Source organism: Mesorhizobium sp. M0870 (assembly GCF_040319775.1).
GTDB lineage: Bacteria > Pseudomonadota > Alphaproteobacteria > Rhizobiales > Rhizobiaceae > Mesorhizobium.
Map to the genome: position 1 here is coordinate 39,114 of NZ_JAMYOI010000027.1, position 18,349 is coordinate 57,462.

Consider the following 18,349-nt stretch of genomic DNA (forward strand, 5'->3'; position numbering starts at 1 on the left):
TTATTTCGATTACATATCCAGTGACATCACGGCAACGTGAAGGGCGCGGATTCCCTTGCGGATGATCGGTTCGTGTTTGCGGCGCGCCAGGATGGCCGTGTGTACCGGCTGATGCAGCGTCGGAGCGCCTTCGACGATGAACGATGGGCGTTCGAGGGCGAACCGGCGCGCATCGTCACTTCTCATATAGCAGGTGCCGCCCGTGCGCCGTAGCATCATTTCCGCCAAGGTTTCCGATCCCATGGAAAGGCGACAGATCGCCAACTCGCCGAGCAATTCGGCATGGGCCTTCTCCAGCAGGACCGTATAGCCCGGACGAATGTAGGTTTCGGGATCGACCTCCGAGAGGGTTCTGGCCACCGTGGAAACCATCACATATTCCTCAACCATCAAATGCTCATAGGAGATTTCGGGTAGGTATCGCGGAGCGTAAAGCACTGCGATGTCGAGATTTCCCATGCTTAGGTCGCTGACCATCTGGTTTGAATAATCCGACTCGACATGGATCGACGATTTGGGAAGAGCCTGACACAGCGTCTCGACCCAACCCGGCAAAACCGAGCGGGTCATCCCGACCTGCGCGGCGACGCGCAAGGTGCCTTCGAAACGATTGAACGCCCGGACATCGTGGCGAGCCTGCGACCATGTGGACAGCAAGGATCTTGCATAAGCTTCGAACCGGCGCCCTGCGGCGGTCGGCTCCGCCCCGGCGCGTCCGCGCTGGAACAGTTCGGACCCGATTGCGCTCTCGAGGTTCTTAATGCGGGTGCTGATCGTCGACTGGGTCAACCCTAGCCGATCCGCGGTGCGATTGAAGTTTCTCGATTCGATAATGTCGAGAAAGGTCTCGATGTGATCAAGTTGCATGAAATATCCAATCGAAAAACTCGATCATATTCCACGTATCATAAGCTTGATCAAACAATACTCAAGGCGGAAGCTGCAGCAGATCAGCGGCCGGCAGCGCCGCCGGGACGAGACACGGATACGGAGCGGAAGAAGTGTTCATAGTCGACTGCGACTGTCATAATTACTGGTCAAGCGCCACCGTGTTGGAGCCCTATCTCTCCGGCTTGTGGAAAGACATGTTCATCGAGGGCGAGAAAACAGGTCCCGTTGGCGCCTTTCCGCATGGTCATCGGCCTTGGTTCCACCCGCAGGACTTTTCCCGCAAGGACATCCGTCCGAAAACGGAAGCCGACAACTATCTCATCATGAAAGAGAAGCACCTCGACAAATACAAAGTCGACGTGGCGATCCTGACCGGCGATGAGCCTATCGAGGCGTCGACCCTGGCTAACCCTTACTATGCCAGCGCTCTGGTCAGCGCCTACAACGATTATCAGATCGATCAGTGGTTGCCGAAAGACGATCGTTTCATGGGCTCGATCATCATCGCGCCACAGGATCCGAAGCTCGCTGCCGCCGAGATACGCCGTCTTGGCAGTCATCCGCGCATGGTCCAGGTTCTCGCCTCCCAGGGGTCCGTCAAGCCGTATGGCGACCCGTTTTACCACCCGATCTACGAAGCCTGCGCGGAAGTGGGGTTGCCATTCGCCATTCATCTGGGCGGGCATGGGGGCGTGAATTCAACTGCCATTGCTCCTGCCCCGACGACATTCTTCTGGGAAACGCATGCCATTCTGCACATGTCGGCGATGTCGCACGTGGCAAGCATGATCGCCCATGGCGTCTTCGAGAAATGGCCGGACCTCTACTTCGTGATCATCGAGTGCGGCGTCGCCTGGGTTCCGTCGGTCCTTTGGCGCTTGGACGCCGACTACAAAGCGCTGCGCAAGGAGACGCCATGGCTGAAGATGCTGCCGTCTGAATATTGCCGGCGCAACATCCGCTTTTCCACGCAGCCGCTGGAGCAGCCTGCAAACATCCAACATCTCTGGTCCACGCTCGAAGCGATGGACGGCGAAAACACGCTGATGTTTGCATCGGACTATCCGCACTGGGATTACGACGATGCCAACACGCTGCAAATCCCTCCTGCCTGGAAGAGCAAGATCATGGGACTGAACGCGCTGGAAGTCTACAAACGCATCCCCCGCGCGCAAGCCGCGAATGCCGCCTGAGGAAGCATACGATGCCCGAGAAGACCTATATCTGCCGCGTCGACGAGATCGAAACAGGGTCTCCGTTCATCGCCAAGATCCGCAGCCTTTCGGTCGGGATTTTCCGCATCGGAGATTCATTCCACGCGCTGCTCAATGTCTGTCCGCACCGCGGCGCTCCGCTTTGCGAGGGGCCGCAATGCGGCACAACCGCGCCCGTTGAACAGGCGCAATTCATCTATCATCGCGAAAACGAGATCGTTCGATGCGCCTGGCACGGCTGGGAGTTCGACATCAAGTCAGGCGCGGCCTTGGTCGATCCCTCCGTTCGCGCGCGCACATTTCCAGTCACCGTCGAAGTCGGCGGCATCTACGTGACGGCCTGATTGGCGCAAGCCGATTGGGATTGGAAAAATTCGAAGGAAAGGTGGCGGGAGCCAATAAGCAGATTTGTTCGCCGGTGCTTGACGAGAAATAACGCGGAGAACTCCGCAATGGGAGAGTCAAATGTCAGAATCTGAATACAAGCTTGGTATCGCGCAAAGCCTGATCGGAGGCGGCAAGGTTTCCCGCCGCGACTTCATTCATCTTGGGCTGGCCGCGGGCCTGACCGTTGCCGCCGCCGACCGGCTGTTCGTGAGCACGGCGCGGGCCGAACCGATGCAGGGCGGCTTCGCCAAGCTCGGCATGGCTCATGGCGCGACGACGGATTCGATCGATCCGGCCGGCTACCCCGACACGTTCACACAAACCGCATTTTCGGGCTCGCTGTCCAACAGCCTCACTGAGGTCGACGCCAAAGGCAATGTCCAACCGGACCTCGCCGAGAGCTTTGAAACTTCGGATGGGGCCAAAACCTGGGCCTTCAAGCTGCGCAAAGGCGCAACCTTTCATAACGGCAAAACCGTGACGGCGGATGACGTCGTGACCTCCTTGCAATATCACATGGGCAAGGACACCAAATCGGCGGCGAAATCGCTGTTGGACTCCGTCGCCGACGTCAAGGCGGACGGCCCGGAAACGGTGGTCTTCACGCTCAAAAACGGCAACGCCGATTTCCCTTACATCATGAGTGACTACCATCTGGTCATCATGCCGGCCAAGGACGGCAAGGCGGATTGGGCTTCAGGCGTTCGCACCGGTGCTTTCGCCCTCGAGAATTTCCAGCCCGGCGTTTCGGCCAAGCTCAAGCGCAATCCAAACTACTTCAAGAACGGCAAGCCCTATCTCGACGAGGTGGAGTTCATCGCAATCACGGATCTTGCCGCCCGCATGGCGGCGCTGTCCACGGGGGAGGTGGACTATATCGGCCGCGCCGACCTGAAGACCCTCGGCATGTTGAAACGCAATCCCAAGGTGGAAATCGTCGAAGTCACTGGCTACGGGCACTATACCTTGCCGATGAATGTCACGATGGCGCCGTTTGATAATCCGGACGTGCGCATGGCATTGAAATGGGCGATCAATCGCCAAGAAATCGTCGACAAGATTTTTCTTGGCCACGCTACTGTGGCCAACGACAACCCCATCGCGCCGGCCATCAAATTCGCCAAAGATCCGCAACCGCAACACAGCTTCGATCCGGAAAAAGCAAAGCACTACCTGAAAAAGGCCGGAATGGAGAACCTGAAAGTGGATCTCTCGGTCGCCGATGCGGCTTTTGCCGGCGCCGTGGACGCGGCTTCGCTCATTCGCGAAACGGCAGCCCAATGCGGCATCGACGTCAATGTCGTGCGTGAGGCCGAGGACGCTTATTGGGACAATGTCTGGCTGAAGAAACCCTGGTGCGCTTCCTATTGGAGCGGTCGGGCCACGGCCGACTGGATGTTCACGCAAGCCTTCGCCGCCGACTCCAGTTGGAATGAGTCTTTCTGGAAAAATCCCCACTTCAACGAATTGCTTGTCCAGGCGCGCGCCGAGACGGACGAGGCCAAGCGAGCGGCGATGTATGCCGAGATGCAGCAGTTAACCCACGATGACGGCGGCAGCATCGTGCTGGTCTTCAACAATTTCGTAAGCGCGCAATCCAAAAAGCTCGCACACGGTGATGTGGCGCCCAACTGGGAGAACGATGGACTGAAAATGGCCGAACGCTGGTGGATCGCCACGGCATGAGATGGCGGGCCGGAGCCGCGATGGTTTTGAGGGTCCGGCCGGCTTACTCCGAGTGCAGGGCTGCCGCCCAAAGGGAAACGCCACGCACATGAACCCCGTCGCAAGAACGGTCCTGCAGCGCCTTGGCCTCGGCCTGGTCACTTTGTTCATCGTGTCCATCATCATCTTCTCTGCGATCGCGATGCTTCCAGGCGACTTCGCCAAGGCCACGCTAGGGCAATCGGCGACGCCCGAAACGGTCGCCGCGTTCCAGCGGGAAATCGGCATCGATCGTCCGCCTGTCGAGCGCTACTTCGTTTGGGTCGCCCAGATGCTCCATGGCGATTTCGGCTCTTCGTTTGCGAGCCGCACCGGATATCGGCGTACCGTGGCCGAGATCATCGCACCACGCCTCTACAACACGATGTTCCTTGCAGCGGTGACTGCGCTGATAGCTGTTCCTCTGGCCTTGGGGCTTGGCATTCTGGCTGCGCTGTACCGCAACGGCTGGTTCGACCGGCTGGTGAATGTCGCGACACTGACAACCATTTCATTCCCGGAATTTTTCGTCGCCTATATGCTCGCCTACCTGGTGATCTCGCGCGACACGTTCATCGGATCCGATTTCGCTCAAACGCTGCCTCATTGGCTCACTGTCTCGCTGAACTGGGCGCTCAATGCGGTTCCCAAATTTCCGACATTGTCGAATGTGAACGATCAGACGCCATTTTGGGAGCATCTCTGGAAAGTGGCCCTGCCGGCAATCACCCTTACGCTCGTAATCGTGGCCCACATGATGCGCATGACCCGAGCGGCCATCATCAACATGCTGGCAAGCCCCTACATCGATATGGCGCGCCTCAAGGGAATGTCCCCAATGGTGATCGTGCTGAGGCATGCCCTGCCCAATGCCTGGGCTCCGATCGTCACTGTGGTGGCGTTCAATCTGGCGTATCTCATCGTCGGAGTGGTCGTGGTCGAGGTCGTGTTCGTCTACCCCGGCATCGGCCAGCTGATGGTTGACGCGGTAAAATCCAGGGATGTTCCGGTTGTCCAGGCCTGCGCCCTGATTTTCGCCGCGACTTACATCCTTCTCAACCTGCTAGCCGACGTTATTTCCATCGCCACCAATCCCAGGCTCTTGCACCCACGATGACCAGATCCGAATCTGTCGCGGCGGTTCAAAGGCTGAGGCGCTCGCGTTCTACCCGGGCGAAAACTGCGCTGAAGAAGGCACCGTTCAGCGCGTGGTTCGGCATCGTCGTGATCCTCGGCTACGTCTTTGTTGCGGTCTTCGCACACTGGATAGCCCCATATGGCGAGACGCAGGTTTTCAGCGAAGCCTTCGCGCCGTGGAGCCAGGAGTTCAAACTGGGAACCGATCAGCTCGGCCGCGACATGCTTACCCGCTTGATCTACGGTGCGCGCAACACCATCGCTATCGCGGCCGCGACCACGTTGCTGTCCTTCGCGGTCGGCGTCTCGCTCGGCCTTCTTGCCGCATTGTACAGGGGGTGGCTCGACCAGATCTTGTCGCGTGCGGTGGACGTGCTGATGTCGATCCCGAGTCTGATCTTCGCGCTGGTGCTGCTGACGATCTTCGGCTCGTCGATCACCAGCCTGATTGTCATCATTGCGCTTCTGGATTCCACCCGGGTCTTTCGGCTTTCTCGCGCCGTCGGGCTTAACGTGGCGGTGATGGAATATGTCGAGGTGGCACGATTACGCGGCGAGGGACCGAAATGGATCATCGCCAAGGAAATCCTTCCCAATGTCATGCCGCCACTGGTCGCCGAGTTCGGCTTGCGATTCTGCTTCGTGTTCCTGACAGTTGCGGCGCTGTCGTTTCTCGGCGTCGGTATTCAGCCGCCGACGGCCGATTGGGGATCAATGGTGCGCGAGAACGCGACCCTGATCACCTACGGCGATGTCACCCCGCTACTTCCGGCCGGCGCGATTGCTCTCCTTACCGTGTCCGTGAATTTCGTGGTGGATTGGTTCCTGCAAGCAACAAGCGGGTTGCGGGATGAAAAGTAGCGGTCCAGGCCCACGCGAAAAAGGAAAGGATCTGCTTCAAATCCGCAATCTGCATGTGGAGGGGTTCTCGGATGAGCGGTGGCATCCCATTGTCCACGGGGTCGATCTGACGCTGAAGCGGGGCCAGGTTCTTGGGCTGATCGGAGAGTCAGGCGCCGGCAAGTCCACCATTGGCCTTGCCGCAATGGGTTATGCCAAGCCGGGCTGCCGGATCACGCAAGGCTCGGTCCTGTTCGACGGGATTGATCTTCTGGCAGTCAATGAAAAAGGGCGCCGTCGCCTCAGGGGCTCCCGCATTGCCTATGTCGCGCAAAGCGCGGCTGCCTCTTTCAATCCGGCACATCGGCTCTTGGAACAAACCGTCGAAACCGCAGTGGCACATGGAATTGCCGGCCGGGAAGAGGCGAACCGGAGCGCCGTCGATCTTTATCGACGCCTTCAACTCCCAGAACCGGAGACCATAGGCTTTCGCTATCCTCATCAGGTCTCCGGCGGGCAGTTGCAACGGGCAATGACAGCGATGGCAATGGCTTGTCGTCCGGACCTTATAATATTCGACGAGCCAACAACGGCGCTCGACGTAACCACGCAGGTTGAAGTTCTAGCTTCCATTCGCAACATCGTGGAGGAATTCAGCACCGCTGCAATCTACGTGACGCATGACCTGGCGGTGGTGGCGCAAATGGCGGATCGCATCATAGTTCTGCGCCACGGACGAACCGTGGAGGAGGCTGACACGCGCCAGATGCTGGCCTCGCCCAGCCAGGAATATACAAAAACGCTCTGGGCCGTACGCAAGCTCGCCAAGCCCGAAGTTCCAGCCGATGACTATCTGCTGACTATAGACAACGTTACCGCGGCCTATGCAGGAAAGGTCAAGGTGCTCCAGGATGTCTCCATCAAGGTTCCGCGCGGAAGAACCGTGGCTGTGGTTGGCGAATCCGGTTCGGGGAAATCGACGCTCGCTCGAGTCGTCACCGGCCTTTTGCCGCCAATTTCAGGTTCGATTTCTTTTGCCGGCCAGCTTCTTTCCTCGAGCCTGAAGACGCGGCCGAAGGAGGTCCTGCGCCGCATACAGATGATTTATCAAATGCCCGACAACGCCCTGAATCCGCGCCAAACGGTCGAAGAGGTCATAGCTCGGCCGCTCGAATTCTACCTAGGCCTTAAGGGCGCGCGGAGGGATCGCCGGATCGGCGAACTTATGCACATGGTCGAGATGAGCGAAGATTTTCTGGAACGCCTGCCTGGTGAGCTGTCGGGTGGCCAAAAACAGCGCGTCTGCATTGCTCGGGCGTTGGCTGCCGATCCGGAGCTTATCATCTGCGACGAGATCACGTCCGCGCTCGACCAGATCGTCCAAGAGGAAATTCTCAAGCTCCTCATACGTCTCCAACGTGAACTCGGAATGAGCTACATCTTCATTACCCATGACATTGCTACCGTGCGCGCGATAGCCGACGAAATCGTCGTCATGCACCGCGGCAAAGTCGTCGAGCAAGGATTGAAGAGCGAAGTTCTCACGCCACCGCACGCGGCCTATACCGAACGGCTATTGTCCTCTGTTCCGGAAATGAATCCGGACTGGCTGACAAGGCTGCTGGCCAGCCGGAAGATCTGACGGATCGGCTATCCGTCAACGCCCGGCATATTCCTCACGATCAGCTTCCTTCGCGATCACCCGATGTCAGCCATATGGCCGGCAACGCCGTTACGATCTTTCCTGCCGCGCTAACGCTGCTCGATCAGCGTCTTCGCCGCGTCTTTCCCCGCCGAGAGGATGCGATCGGACAATTCCGTTCCGCCCACGGCGCGGGCCATTTGCAGCGTGCCGAGGAGCGTTGCGAAGACAGCCAGCGCCACGCCCTCCGGATCCTTGGTCTGCGGTAGCGCCTGCGCCAACTGGCGCACCAAAGCCAGCAGGTGGTCTGTATAGGCTTCACGCGTTTCAGGCGGCTGACGGGCGAGCTCCGGCAGCAGCGCAGCTGACGCGCAGCCCTTTCCGGGATTGTCCCGGTGCTCGGCCGACAGATACGTGTCGATGGCCATCTCCACGCCCGAAGCCAATGCTTCCGCCAGTTGCTGCGCCTGAAGCTCCATCGCCGCCGCCACGCTTTCGCGGACAAGCTGCGCCTTGGATTGAAAGTGTGGATAGAAGGCGCCGTTCGTCAGCCCGGCGTCGCTCATGATGGTCGCCAGTCCGGACGCAGCTATGCCGTCGCCGCGAAAGCGTTCCGCTGCGATCTCCATGATCCGTCCGCGCGAGGTGTCCTTCCGGCCCTTTTCGTAGCGCATGGCTGCTATTCCTTTCGGCTATTGCATTATGAACGTAATCTGATATTACGACTGTAATTCAACGGGCGCAAAAAAGCTAGCCCTCATGATTTTGGAGCACGAAATGAATGCGAATTCCGGAAAAACCGCTGTTGTGACGGGAGCCTCTTCGGGCATTGGCCGCGCCAGTGCCGAGGCTCTGGCAAGGGCGGGGTTCACGGTTTTCGGAACCAGCCGGCGCAAGGCCGACGACGGCCCGGACGGGGTGATCATGCTGGTTTGCGACGTGACCGACGGTGAAGCCGTTGCGGCACTCGTTTCGACGGTGCTGTCGCAGACCGGCCGGATCGACCTCCTGGTCAACAATGCCGGCGTTGGCCAGCTTGGAGGCGCCGAGGAATTCTCGATTGCACAGGTGCAGGCCCTGTTCGACGTCAATCTGTTCGGCGTCATCCGCATGACCAATGCTGTGCTGCCGTCGATGCGGCGGCGCGGCGAGGGGCGCATCGTCAATATCGGCTCTGTGCTGGGACTGGTGCCGGCGCCGTATTCAGCCCACTATTCGGCGGTCAAGCACGCGCTCGAGGGCTATTCGGAATCGCTCGACCATGAGGTTCGTGCCTTCGATATCCGCGTCTCGGTCATCGAGCCGGCATTCGTTCGTACTGTCTTCGACCAGAACGGGATCCAGCCGGATTCGCCTTTGCAGGAATACGATCAGGCTCGAGCTACGCTGGAAGCGCTGCTTCGCGATGTGATGCCTGTCGCCGATCGGCCCGAAGTGGTGGCGCAGGTGGTCGTCAAAGCAGCGACCGATGCCCGTCCGCAACGGCGCTACACCGCCGGCAAGGCAGCGCGCCAAGTCAGCCTGCTGCGTCGCTTTGCTCCCGCGGGGATATTCGACAAGAGCCTGCGCAAACAGTTCCGCCTGCCGGTTTGAACAACAACGAGCAGAGGATTTCACGCACATGCGACTAGCCAAAAATACTCTCAGAAAGTCACTGCCATGAAGGCATTCGTCGTCGACAAGTATAGCAAGAACGGCACGCTGCGGCTGGCCGAAATGCCGGAGCCGAAACTCGGGGACAGCGATGTCCTGGTCGAGGTCCACGCCGCGGCGGTGAACCTGCTGGATTCCAAGGTCAAAACCGGAGAGTTCAAGCTGATCCTGCCCTATCGCCGGCCCTTCATCCTGGGTCACGACGTGGCCGGGAGGGTTGTCCGCGTGGGATCGAAAATCCGCAAGTTCAAACTCGGCGACGACGTCTATGCGCGGCCGCGCGATGGCCGGATCGGGACATTTGCCGAGTTCATAGCCATGGATGAGGCGGATGTGGCGCTGAAGCCCGGGAACCTCAGCATGGAAGAGGCGGCCTCGATCCCGCTGGTCGGCCTGACCGCCTGGCAGGCGCTCATCGAAAGGGCCAACCTGAAGAGGGGACAGAAGGTCTTCATTCAAGCCGGATCCGGCGGCGTGGGGACATTCGCCATCCAACTGGCAAAGCATCTCGGCGCGACCGTTGCGACCACCGCCAGCGCGGCGAGTGCCGGTCTGGTCAAGGGGCTCGGCGCCGATGTCGTCGTCGACTACAAGAAAGACGATTTCGAAAAAGTGCTGTCGGGCTACGACGTCGTCTTGAACAGCCAGGACACAAAGACACTTGAAAAGTCACTGAATGTGCTGAAACCGGGAGGCAAGCTCATCTCCATCTCCGGCCCACCGGATCCCGACTTCGCCAGGGAAAAGGGACTGAACATGGTGCTGAAGCTGGTGCTTCGCCTGCTGAGCCGCGGTATTCGAGCGAGAGCCAAGCGCCGTGGCGTGACGTTCTCGTTTCTCTTCATGTGGGCGCAGGGCGAGCAATTGAGCAAGATCGCATCGCTCATCGAAGCTGGTGCGATCCGCCCGGTTGTCGACCGGATCTTTCCCTTCGAAGCCGCCAACGAGGCGCTGGCCTATGTCGAAACAGGACGCGCCAAGGGCAAGGTCGTCATCAAGGTCCGATAGCAACTCAGCTGCGATCGAGGTCAGCCGCGCCGGGCTGCATCGATCGCCGCGACGTCGATCTTCGTCATCTCCATCATCGCATCAAAGGCGCGTTTGGCTTCCTCGCCGCCGGCCGCCATGGCCTCGGTCAACGTGCGCGGCGTGATTTGCCAGGACACGCCCCATTTGTCCTTGCACCAGCCGCACGCGCTCTCCTGGCCGCCATTGCCGACGATGGCATTCCAGTAGCGGTCGGTTTCCTGCTGATCGTCGGTGGCGATCTGGAACGAGAAGGCCTCGCTCTGCTTGAATGTGGAGCCGCCGTTCAATCCGATGCAGGGAATGCCGGCAACGGTAAATTCGACCGTCAACACGTCGTCTTTCTTGCCGGACGGAAAGTCGCTCGGCGCACGGTGAACGGCGCCCACCCTGGTGTCGGGAAAGGTCTCCGCGTAGAAGCGAGCCGCAGCCTCGGCGTCCTTGTCGAACCAGAGGCAAATCGTGTTCTTTGGCATCGTTGGCATTGCGTGTTCCTTTCGGTTTTAGAGTTGGCGCAGGTCAGCCCAGCAAATTACGTGCCGTGCGCATGAAGATCCTTGACCCGATCGGGATCAGGTCGTCGGGAAAGTCATAGTCGGGATTGTGCAAGGCAGGGTGCCGCTCGCCTGCACCGAGGAAGAACATCGCCGACTTGGCACTATGGCCGAACAGGCCGAAATCTTCAGAGGCGCGCATCGGCAGGGCTTCTTCGCCGTGCGCGACGTCCTCTTCATCGAGCGCGCGCCGCAGATGCTCCACCGCGTCCGGCGCGTTGACGCTGGCGACGAAGATCTCATGATAGTCCCAGCGGACGGAAAGGCGATGCTCGCCCGCGATCCTGGCGACCCGTGCTTCGGCAGCAGCGCACAGGTTTGCCATGCGCTCGTCACGCCGGGTGCGCAGCGTTGCCCACACCTCGGCGTGAGCCGGCGCGATGCCGAACACGGCTTCGCCCATCGCGGCATGGGTGACCGTCAGCATGGAGAAGTCATCATCGGCGAAGGTCCCGCGCCCGAGCGCCGGCAGCGCCGGCATCAGCTCACTGATCGCCAGCATCGGCGAGATGCCGGTCTCCGGCATGGACGAATGGGCAGTCTTGCCTTCCAGCACGATGCGCATGCCGCGTGATGCACAGTTGACCACGCCGGCTTTGAGCCGCACCTCGCCGAACGGCACGCCGGGCAGGTTGTGCAATGAGAAAGCGAAATCCGGCACGATCTCGCCGAAGCGCGGATCGGCGACGACGCCGGCCGCGCCATTGCCGGTTTCCTCCGCCGGCTGGAACATCAGCACGACGCGGCCGCTTGCAGGCCTCTCGCGCCCCAACTGACGGCCGAGGGATGCCAGGATCGCGGTGTGTCCGTCATGGCCGCACATATGCGACTTGCCCGGTACGCGCGACGAATGCGGCACGCCTGAAAGTTCTTCGATAGGCAAGGCATCGAGTTCCGAACGGAACAGCACCGTCGGCCCCGCTTTGCCGCTGTCATATATGGCCGCGACGCCATGCCCGCCGAGCTGTGTCAGCACCTTGTCCGGCCCCGTATCGGCGAGGAAGGCGACGACCTCCTTTGCGGTCTTCTCCTCTTCATTCGAGATTTCCGGTTGCTGATGCAGCTTGCGCCGCCATTCGGTTAGTTCGACAATGTCTCGATTGGTCAAAGTCATGCTTTTTCAGGCTCCGCTGCACTCTTCATTTCATTGACACGTCCAGTCACAGGGGGTGTCAAACGCAATGATGAATTGCTAGCGATAAAGGGCAGTTCCCGCCACAGTCCAAGTTTCGGGCTTCGGCAGGCCAGAAACGACCGTTCTCCCAGCCATTCTCAGCCTATTGATTGATCTCGGGCTCGACGAGCTTTGCCAGATTTCTGAGCGACTCCTGCCAGCCGAGATAGCAGGCCTCGACCGGAATGACGTCCGGAATGCCCGCCTGGGTGATGTCGATTTCAGTGCCGACCGACACTTTTTTCAAGACCACGGTCACTCGTATCTCGCCGGGCAGGTTGGGATCGTCGAACCTGTCGGTGTAGAGCAGGCGCTCGCCCGGAACGAGTTCGAGATACTCGCCGCCGAAGGAGTGGCTGTCCCCGGTGGTGAAATTGCGGAACGACATCTTGAACGTGCCTCCGACCTTTGCCTCGAAATTATGGACCGTGCAGGTGAAGCCGTTTGGCGGAAGCCACTTGGCCAGCGCGTCCGCTTCAACGAAGGCGCGATAGACCTTTTCCGGGCTGGTCGTCAGAACGCGGTGCAAGCGTACGGTGCCGGGCATTGCTGGATCCTTTCATGAATGCCTGTTCGATACCCCAAGGACGGACGAAGGCTAGCCAGTCCGACATTGGTTTGCGAATTTTTTGGGTTTGCGAATTTTTTGAGGGCGCACGGCCTGCGTCACCCACAGGCATGCCGTTCGACCCCGCGCCTGTCGGGCGAGGCGGCGGACGAACTGCACCGGCTCTGGAGCTGGCGTTCACCTGCTAAATCGGGTTCCTGAGCCATCTTGTTGTTCAGGCGCGGTTTTACCGATTGACGCGAACGGCCGCGCGTCGCGGCCAATGCTTCGAACGGGCTAAATAGGGCAGCGCGTCTTTGCCGTCCAAGTGCCGATCATTAGAATTTGCTTCTGATCAGAGTTGATTTCCTATCAGGCCGTTAATGCGGCCATGCTTTTAATAAGCATTTGCTAATAAATCCTCCGAACCTGAGGCAAGCAATGACCAAGAATCTCGGCAATGCACGTCATACGCCAGCGAAGGACCAGCAGGTCTCCCTTCTTGGCAAAGCCGCGCCGGCACTTTTTCCGCTGGTCGTGGCGGCACTGGGCTACATGATTGGCAAGCAGTTCTTCGGCATCTAGCCGCGAAGACAGGGTCTTCCGTTCCCCAAACGTCCCGGCGGATGTCAACGCCGCGGGGCGCCGTTGACATTGCAGCGGCGTGTCGCCGGACATCAACGTCAAACATGGACGTCGCCAAAGGACAGTTCGCCGTCGTCATCGGCCGTGAAAAAGACGATGGCAAGCAACCCGACATAGAATGCGGCCACAACAACCACGATCGCCACACCGGGAACGGGGCCAAGGGCGGCGCTGTCTAGGGCCTCGCGAAGCGAGCCGGCAAAGCCGGCCCTGACACCCACGGTTTGAAGGCTGGGTGTGGATATCTTGAGCACCCAGGCCAGCAACAGGATCAGAAACAGATAGATGTAATTTCGCCGCAGCCGACGGGCTAGCGCGACGCGCTGCGACAGCAGGAATTTCGGCGCGCGCAGGCCTTCGCCGACGATGAGCACCCAGTCCGAGGCGAAGTCGGGCTGTGGGGAAAAGATCTGGGCGAAATAGTGGCGTTCGAACTGGCGTACGCGCGCCCGATAGAAATCGAAGAACCGATAGCGGCGCGCCTCGATCCACAGCAGCAGCAGGATCAGCAGCATGGCGAACAGCAGCACGCCGTGATGCGCACTGGCCGTCGACAGCGATACCGAAAGCAGCGCCGCCACCACCGTGATTGCCCAGTTGGTTGTCCTGTCCAGCCGGTCGCGCCATCCTGCCATGCGAGCGATCTCGGCGCGGTGGAAATGGGACAGCGTGTTGACGCGCTCCGCCGATGAAAGGACGGGGCCAGCGGGCTTTGCCGACGCGTCGTTCATGGCATCCTCCGGCAAGGAACAGAACAGTTTGCCGGCAACATCGTTCCAAGACGCGTCACGCAAGAGCGGCATCGGCCACTCGTGATCTATCTCGGCTGCACGGCCCTTGAGAATCCTTCAGCCTTCGGCAACATGGCGGTAGGGCTGGGAGCGCGAAGATGAGCAAGGCTATTTCCACCGCATCATCGAGGGTCCCGCGCAAGGCGCCGATGGCTCTGACCGAGGATCTCATCGCGCGCACCATGCGTGCTGTTGAGGATGCCGGGCCGACGCCGGGCATGGTTCACATGACCGATGCCGACTATGCGCGCATCCGCGACGAGGTGCTGGCCGGCGCTCCGGCCGGGCCGCTGAAACTATTTGCCTATGGCTCGCTGTTGTGGAAGCCCGCCGGCGAGGTGAGGGGCGGAGAACGCGCGGTGGCCAGCGGCTGGCATCGTTCGTTCTGCTTCACGGTGCAGCGTTTTCGCGGCACGGTCGAGCAGCCCGGCCTGATGATGGCGCTCGATCGCGGCGGCCAGTGCCAGGGCATGGTGTTCGAGATCGCGGAGCCGCTGGCGGCTAACCTCGAAGCGCTGCTGCGCCGCGAAATGACCATCCTGCCCGCCGTCAACGTGCCGCGCTGGCTGCAGGTCAGGACCGAAGGCGGCCCATGTCGCGCGCTTGGCTTCGTCGTCGATCCCGCCAATCCGCGTTATGCCGGCAAGCTCGACAAGCAGGCGATCGCGGCGACGCTGGTGACAGCCGCCGGTCATTGGGGCTCGGGCGCGCAATATCTTTTCGAGACGATCCGCCACCTCGAAGCCTGCGGCATCCGCGACCGCAATCTGTGGCGGTTGCAGGAATTGGTGGCCGTGGAGATCGGGCTGACCATCGCCCAGAAGTGATCCGCCCAGAAGTGATCCGCTCAGACGCGGCACGCTTCAGTCGTGTTTGGCCCCGGATGTTTGCAGGCCACAGCACTTTTTGAAGCAAATCTCTGATTTCGAAAGTCTCCGCAGTGAGGGTTTAATGAATTGAAAACAGTTCTGGCCCAACGATGACCTGAACACCGGCGCAGGACACGGTGCGCGTGGGCAAATCATGAAATCCTCGACCGGAGAGCATTACCCAGCGCTGGATCATGTTCGTGGCCTAGCGGCCTTTCTTGTCTTTTCCTGGCATTTCCTTCATGCGTCTCCTGAAGGCCCGGTGCCTTATGACTTCGTGCCGGCTCTTCCCCTCTTCAGCGTTCTGGATGAAGGGCATACTGGCGTTTCCCTGTTCATGGCGCTTTCCGGGTACCTGTTCGCCAAGCTGCTCGATGGAAAGCAGATCAACTATCTGCCCTTCTTTGCCAACAGGGCCCTCAGGCTGCTTCCGCTTCTGCTGGTCGTGATATGTATCGAGGCTTGCCGCAGGTACCTGGCCGGACAGTCCCTCGACGGGTATTTCACGGGCGTCGGATTGGGTTTCTTTTTCCCACCCTCCCGAATGGCGGCTGGTCGGTAACGATCGAAGCGCACTTCTACCTGTTGCTGCCGTTCTTGCTGATGGCATCCAGGCGGTTTGTGTTCGCGCCCTTGCTGTTCATCGCGGCAGCCATTGTGCTGAGGTCCGTCCTGTATGTGCAGATCGGCGAAGTGCAGTCGGCGGCGTCCGTAACCATCATAGGCCATGCGGATCAGTTCCTGGCCGGCATTCTTGCCTTCCACCTGCGTGCCCACGCGAAGAACCAACACTGGCTGGCGCTGGCCGTTCTCATGGCTTTTTCGGGGTTCTTCTGGTGGTTCGATGCAGCCGGCGGATTTTACCAACTGGGCCGCTATCCGTCGCCTCATTGGATATGGATCATCCTGCCGACCCTGGAGGCGGCAGCCTATTCATTCGGCATCGCCTACTACGACACGAGCTTTTCGAAAAAGCGAACAAGCCCGCCGTTCAGGATACTGGAGAAGGCGGGGGCCTACAGCTATTCGATCTATCTTCTGCACCTGTTCTTCGTCATGCAATTGGCGGCGTTCATAGACACGAATGTCATGAGCATCAGCAATTTCTACGTCGCATGCCTCTGGTCCGCATTGTGCTTCGTGGCGACGATCCCGATCGGCTATCTCAGCTACACCTGCGTCGAGGCGCCATTCCTGCGCCTGCGTCTGCGCTATATGGACCGAAAGCCCGAAACTGCGGCATCGACCGCGGCTGAGCTTGGATCGGTCATCGCCCATAGACCGACCTCGTTCAGCCGTCCCTGAGCCACACCAGCATTTCGCCGGGCTCGCGGTTGTCCCAGGCGAAATAGGGAATGGCGGTCAGGCGCGTCTCGGTGGTGGTCGGCGGCTCGGGCCTGTAGAGCCCGTCCTGCCAGCCGTCGGGGACATCGGCAAGTGCCGCGGTCGACAGCGTCACCACGCCGCCGAGAAGTTCCGGCCGCTGCTGCGCTTCGATGGTGGCCGTCCGCGGCAGCGTCAGGCGATGCGGCTGGCTGTCATTGTCTGATGCCTCGACGCAATAGATCAGCGGGCCGCGTGACAGCGCGACGCGGCCGGCATCCTGGCGCACCTGCGGGTTGGCATAGAGCCGCTCGATCGGCATTTCGAGATCGAGCCGGACATCATCGCCCTTCGTCCATGTTCGCTTGATCGCGGCGTAGCCGTCGCTGGTGATCTCAGCCGGCTTGATGGCCTCGCCGTTCACCTTCAACTGGGCACTGGCGCTCCAGGCGGGAATGCGCAGGTGCAAGGTAAATTCGACCGGCGCCTGCGGCTCGAGCGTGATCTCGACGGCGCCGTCCCAGGGATAGCGGCTTGCCTGCGTCAAGCTCACCGGTGTGCCTGATATGTCGAAGCGAGCTGTCGAGTCGCCATAGAGGTGGATGGCCAACGCATCGTCGGCCAGGCTGTAGAAATAGCTGCCGATCGAGGCGACCATGCGCCCGATATTGGGTGGGCAGCACGGGCAGCGGTGCCATTTCCACCTGTTGTGCTTGCCCCGGCTTTCCAATGGATTCTCGTAGAAAAACAGCGAGCCGTCGAGCGACAGGCCCGAGATCGAACCGTTGTAGAGGGCGCGTTCCATCATGTCGGCGTAGCGCGCGTTCGGCCCCATGCCGAGCATGCGGCTGGCCCAGAACACCAGGCCCACCGCTGCACAGGTCTCGGCATAGGCGCTCTCGTTGGGCAGGTCGTAGTCGCTGGTGAACCCCTCATTGTGCGCCGATGGTCCCAGTCCGCCGGTGATATAGAGGCTCTTGGTGGTGAGATCGTCCCACAGAAGGTCGAGTGCCGACCGCAGCGTGTCGTCGCCATATTCAGTGGCGATGTCGGCCATGCCCGAATAGAGGTACATCGCTCTGACCGCATGGCCGACGACCTTGTGCTGTTCGCGCACCGGGATGTGCGACTGGCTGTATTCATAGGTCTTGAAATGATAGGCCTTCGGGTCGCCGCCGCGGGCGCGGGCCTCCTCGTCGAAATAATGTGGCTGCTGCCCGCGCTGGTCGATGAAGTATTTGGCCAGCTCCATGTATTTCCGCTCGCCGGTCACCCGCGCCAGCTTGACCAGTGCCAGCTCGATCTCCTCATGACCGCAATAGCCCTTCTTCTTGCCGGGCTCGGGGCCGAGCACCGACGCGATATGGTCGGCATAGCGGCACATGATATCGAGCAGCTTGCGTTTTCCCGTCGCCTGGTAATAGGCGACCGCGCCCTCGATCAGGTGGCCGGCGCAATAGAGCTCGTGGCAGTCGCGCAGATTGGTCCAGCGCTTGCCGGGCTGGATGCGCTGATACCAGCTCGAGAGATAGCCGTCCTCCTGCTGCAGCTTGCCATACATGTCGATGACGGCATCGATCTTCTTCTCCAGTTCGGGGTTTTTGCGCCGGTAAAGCGAATAGGCCGCGGTCTCGATCGTCTTGCCGAGATCGGAATCCCAGAACATCTGCGTGGTCACCGTCGATCCGGTGAATTCCGCGCCCTGGCGATCGGCTTCGTCGGGAGAGGGCGAGTGAAAGGGGATGACTATGCCGGGCGAGGGGCGGTCCGGATCGATCTGCTCCAGCATGCGGGCCTCGACGCAGCGCTCGTAGAGGATGTCGGCGGTGCGTGTGGCGACAGCGTCGGCGCGGTCGCCCCAGAAGCCGTGCACGTCGACCTGCGGCACCGGCAGAGGGCGGAAGGCGAGCTTGGGGTTTCCGGTTTTTGCGGATGGCGATGCGGTCATGAAC

Annotated in this window: 19 protein-coding genes; 12 read left to right on the forward strand and 7 right to left on the reverse strand. The window is 60.4% G+C overall.

What is annotated here, in order from left to right; translation table 11 throughout:
• Positions 1-9: 9 nt before the first annotated feature.
• Positions 10-867, reverse strand: a complete 858-nt coding sequence (locus NKH97_RS26300) for a LysR family transcriptional regulator (RefSeq protein ID WP_023809366.1) — start codon at positions 865-867, stop codon at positions 10-12.
• Between the two features lie 134 nt (positions 868-1,001).
• On the opposite strand from NKH97_RS26300, the gene NKH97_RS26305 reads away from it, so the two are divergent.
• The 6 genes from NKH97_RS26305 (at position 1,002) to NKH97_RS26330 (ending at position 7,815) form a co-directional block, all read left to right on the forward strand.
• Complete coding sequence (locus tag NKH97_RS26305) at positions 1,002-2,084, forward strand: amidohydrolase family protein (protein ID WP_023809365.1); 1,083 nt, start codon at positions 1,002-1,004, stop codon at positions 2,082-2,084.
• 11 nt (positions 2,085-2,095) lie between these two features.
• Positions 2,096-2,449, forward strand: a complete 354-nt coding sequence (locus tag NKH97_RS26310) for a Rieske (2Fe-2S) protein (RefSeq protein ID WP_352799072.1) — start codon at positions 2,096-2,098, stop codon at positions 2,447-2,449.
• 121 nt (positions 2,450-2,570) lie between these two features.
• Entirely contained in the window at positions 2,571-4,178 is a 1,608-nt protein-coding gene (locus NKH97_RS26315) for an ABC transporter substrate-binding protein (protein ID WP_352441777.1), read from the forward strand.
• Positions 4,179-4,266: 88 nt separating this feature from the next.
• Positions 4,267-5,313, forward strand: coding sequence for an ABC transporter permease (locus NKH97_RS26320; RefSeq protein ID WP_128306095.1), 1,047 nt, complete (start codon positions 4,267-4,269; stop codon positions 5,311-5,313).
• Complete coding sequence (locus NKH97_RS26325; protein WP_502897093.1) at positions 5,310-6,194, forward strand: ABC transporter permease; 885 nt, start codon at positions 5,310-5,312, stop codon at positions 6,192-6,194. The genes NKH97_RS26320 and NKH97_RS26325 overlap by 4 nt, the downstream gene beginning before the upstream one ends.
• Positions 6,184-7,815, forward strand: a complete 1,632-nt coding sequence (locus NKH97_RS26330) for an ABC transporter ATP-binding protein (protein WP_352441775.1) — start codon at positions 6,184-6,186, stop codon at positions 7,813-7,815. Before NKH97_RS26325 ends, NKH97_RS26330 begins: the two co-directional genes overlap by 11 nt.
• A 110-nt stretch (positions 7,816-7,925) precedes the next feature.
• Here the strand turns inward: NKH97_RS26330 and NKH97_RS26335 are convergent, their stop codons facing one another.
• Positions 7,926-8,489 carry a TetR/AcrR family transcriptional regulator gene (locus NKH97_RS26335; RefSeq protein ID WP_352799073.1) on the reverse strand — a complete coding sequence of 188 codons (564 nt, stop codon included), beginning with the start codon at positions 8,487-8,489 and terminating at the stop codon, positions 7,926-7,928.
• Between the two features lie 103 nt (positions 8,490-8,592).
• On the opposite strand from NKH97_RS26335, the gene NKH97_RS26340 reads away from it, so the two are divergent.
• Entirely contained in the window at positions 8,593-9,408 is an 816-nt protein-coding gene (locus tag NKH97_RS26340; RefSeq protein ID WP_352799074.1) for an oxidoreductase, read from the forward strand.
• A 66-nt stretch (positions 9,409-9,474) separates the two neighbouring features.
• Positions 9,475-10,476: an NADP-dependent oxidoreductase gene (locus NKH97_RS26345; RefSeq protein ID WP_352799075.1), complete on the forward strand. Its 1,002-nt coding sequence runs from the start codon at positions 9,475-9,477 to the stop codon at positions 10,474-10,476.
• 20 nt (positions 10,477-10,496) lie between these two features.
• On the opposite strand, the gene NKH97_RS26350 is transcribed toward NKH97_RS26345, so the two are convergent.
• From NKH97_RS26350 to NKH97_RS26360, 3 genes are all read right to left on the reverse strand, one after another.
• Positions 10,497-10,970 carry a VOC family protein gene (locus NKH97_RS26350; protein ID WP_352799098.1) on the reverse strand — a complete coding sequence of 158 codons (474 nt, stop codon included), beginning with the start codon at positions 10,968-10,970 and terminating at the stop codon, positions 10,497-10,499.
• A gap of 43 nt (positions 10,971-11,013) precedes the next feature.
• Positions 11,014-12,162: an amidohydrolase gene (locus NKH97_RS26355; RefSeq protein ID WP_352799076.1), complete on the reverse strand. Its 1,149-nt coding sequence runs from the start codon at positions 12,160-12,162 to the stop codon at positions 11,014-11,016.
• A 163-nt stretch (positions 12,163-12,325) separates the two neighbouring features.
• Positions 12,326-12,769: an SRPBCC family protein gene (locus NKH97_RS26360; RefSeq protein ID WP_023809353.1), complete on the reverse strand. Its 444-nt coding sequence runs from the start codon at positions 12,767-12,769 to the stop codon at positions 12,326-12,328.
• 441 nt (positions 12,770-13,210) lie between these two features.
• Between NKH97_RS26360 and NKH97_RS26365 the strand changes: the two genes are divergently transcribed.
• Complete coding sequence (locus NKH97_RS26365; RefSeq protein ID WP_023809352.1) at positions 13,211-13,354, forward strand: hypothetical protein; 144 nt, start codon at positions 13,211-13,213, stop codon at positions 13,352-13,354.
• A 98-nt stretch (positions 13,355-13,452) separates the two neighbouring features.
• Here the strand turns inward: NKH97_RS26365 and NKH97_RS26370 are convergent, their stop codons facing one another.
• A complete protein-coding gene (locus tag NKH97_RS26370; RefSeq protein WP_352581201.1) occupies positions 13,453-14,145 on the reverse strand; it encodes a DUF2270 domain-containing protein in 693 nt (230 codons plus the stop codon).
• Positions 14,146-14,303: 158 nt separating this feature from the next.
• Between NKH97_RS26370 and NKH97_RS26375 the strand changes: the two genes are divergently transcribed.
• The 3 genes from NKH97_RS26375 to NKH97_RS26385 all read left to right on the forward strand — a co-directional run bounded on the left by NKH97_RS26375 (position 14,304) and on the right by NKH97_RS26385 (position 16,379).
• The gene (locus NKH97_RS26375) at positions 14,304-15,032 is read left to right on the forward strand and encodes a gamma-glutamylcyclotransferase (RefSeq protein WP_352610840.1); all 729 of its coding nucleotides are present in this window, start codon (positions 14,304-14,306) and stop codon (positions 15,030-15,032) included.
• A 196-nt stretch (positions 15,033-15,228) separates the two neighbouring features.
• Positions 15,229-15,636 (forward strand): acyltransferase family protein, encoded by a 408-nt coding sequence (locus NKH97_RS26380; RefSeq protein ID WP_352799077.1) that lies wholly within the window; start codon positions 15,229-15,231, stop codon positions 15,634-15,636.
• A complete protein-coding gene (locus tag NKH97_RS26385; RefSeq protein WP_352799078.1) occupies positions 15,537-16,379 on the forward strand; it encodes an acyltransferase family protein in 843 nt (280 codons plus the stop codon). The genes NKH97_RS26380 and NKH97_RS26385 overlap by 100 nt, the downstream gene beginning before the upstream one ends.
• Here the strand turns inward: NKH97_RS26385 and NKH97_RS26390 are convergent.
• Positions 16,366-18,345, reverse strand: coding sequence for a glycoside hydrolase family 127 protein (locus NKH97_RS26390; RefSeq protein ID WP_352799079.1), 1,980 nt, complete (start codon positions 18,343-18,345; stop codon positions 16,366-16,368). The genes NKH97_RS26385 and NKH97_RS26390 overlap by 14 nt on opposite strands.
• Between the last annotated feature and the right edge of the window lie 4 nt (positions 18,346-18,349).

Bases quoted from the DNA above. Each gene is read 5' to 3' on its own strand.
- NKH97_RS26380 (WP_352799077.1), top strand. From the start codon at position 15,229: ATGAAATCCTCGACCGGAGAGCATTACCCAGCGCTGGATCATGTTCGT.
- NKH97_RS26310 (WP_352799072.1), top strand. From the start codon at position 2,096: ATGCCCGAGAAGACCTATATCTGCCGCGTCGACGAGATCGAAACAGGG.
- NKH97_RS26355 (WP_352799076.1), bottom strand. From the start codon at position 12,162: ATGACTTTGACCAATCGAGACATTGTCGAACTAACCGAATGGCGGCGC.
- NKH97_RS26330 (WP_352441775.1), top strand. From the start codon at position 6,184: ATGAAAAGTAGCGGTCCAGGCCCACGCGAAAAAGGAAAGGATCTGCTT.
- NKH97_RS26335 (WP_352799073.1), bottom strand. From the start codon at position 8,489: ATGCGCTACGAAAAGGGCCGGAAGGACACCTCGCGCGGACGGATCATG.
- NKH97_RS26300 (WP_023809366.1), bottom strand. From the start codon at position 867: ATGCAACTTGATCACATCGAGACCTTTCTCGACATTATCGAATCGAGA.
- NKH97_RS26365 (WP_023809352.1), top strand. From the start codon at position 13,211: ATGACCAAGAATCTCGGCAATGCACGTCATACGCCAGCGAAGGACCAG.
- NKH97_RS26375 (WP_352610840.1), top strand. From the start codon at position 14,304: ATGAGCAAGGCTATTTCCACCGCATCATCGAGGGTCCCGCGCAAGGCG.
- NKH97_RS26340 (WP_352799074.1), top strand. From the start codon at position 8,593: ATGAATGCGAATTCCGGAAAAACCGCTGTTGTGACGGGAGCCTCTTCG.
- NKH97_RS26325 (WP_502897093.1), top strand. From the start codon at position 5,310: ATGACCAGATCCGAATCTGTCGCGGCGGTTCAAAGGCTGAGGCGCTCG.
- NKH97_RS26350 (WP_352799098.1), bottom strand. From the start codon at position 10,970: ATGCCAAAGAACACGATTTGCCTCTGGTTCGACAAGGACGCCGAGGCT.
- NKH97_RS26370 (WP_352581201.1), bottom strand. From the start codon at position 14,145: ATGAACGACGCGTCGGCAAAGCCCGCTGGCCCCGTCCTTTCATCGGCG.
- NKH97_RS26345 (WP_352799075.1), top strand. From the start codon at position 9,475: ATGAAGGCATTCGTCGTCGACAAGTATAGCAAGAACGGCACGCTGCGG.
- NKH97_RS26390 (WP_352799079.1), bottom strand. From the start codon at position 18,345: ATGACCGCATCGCCATCCGCAAAAACCGGAAACCCCAAGCTCGCCTTC.
- NKH97_RS26360 (WP_023809353.1), bottom strand. From the start codon at position 12,769: ATGCCCGGCACCGTACGCTTGCACCGCGTTCTGACGACCAGCCCGGAA.
- NKH97_RS26315 (WP_352441777.1), top strand. From the start codon at position 2,571: ATGTCAGAATCTGAATACAAGCTTGGTATCGCGCAAAGCCTGATCGGA.
- NKH97_RS26320 (WP_128306095.1), top strand. From the start codon at position 4,267: ATGAACCCCGTCGCAAGAACGGTCCTGCAGCGCCTTGGCCTCGGCCTG.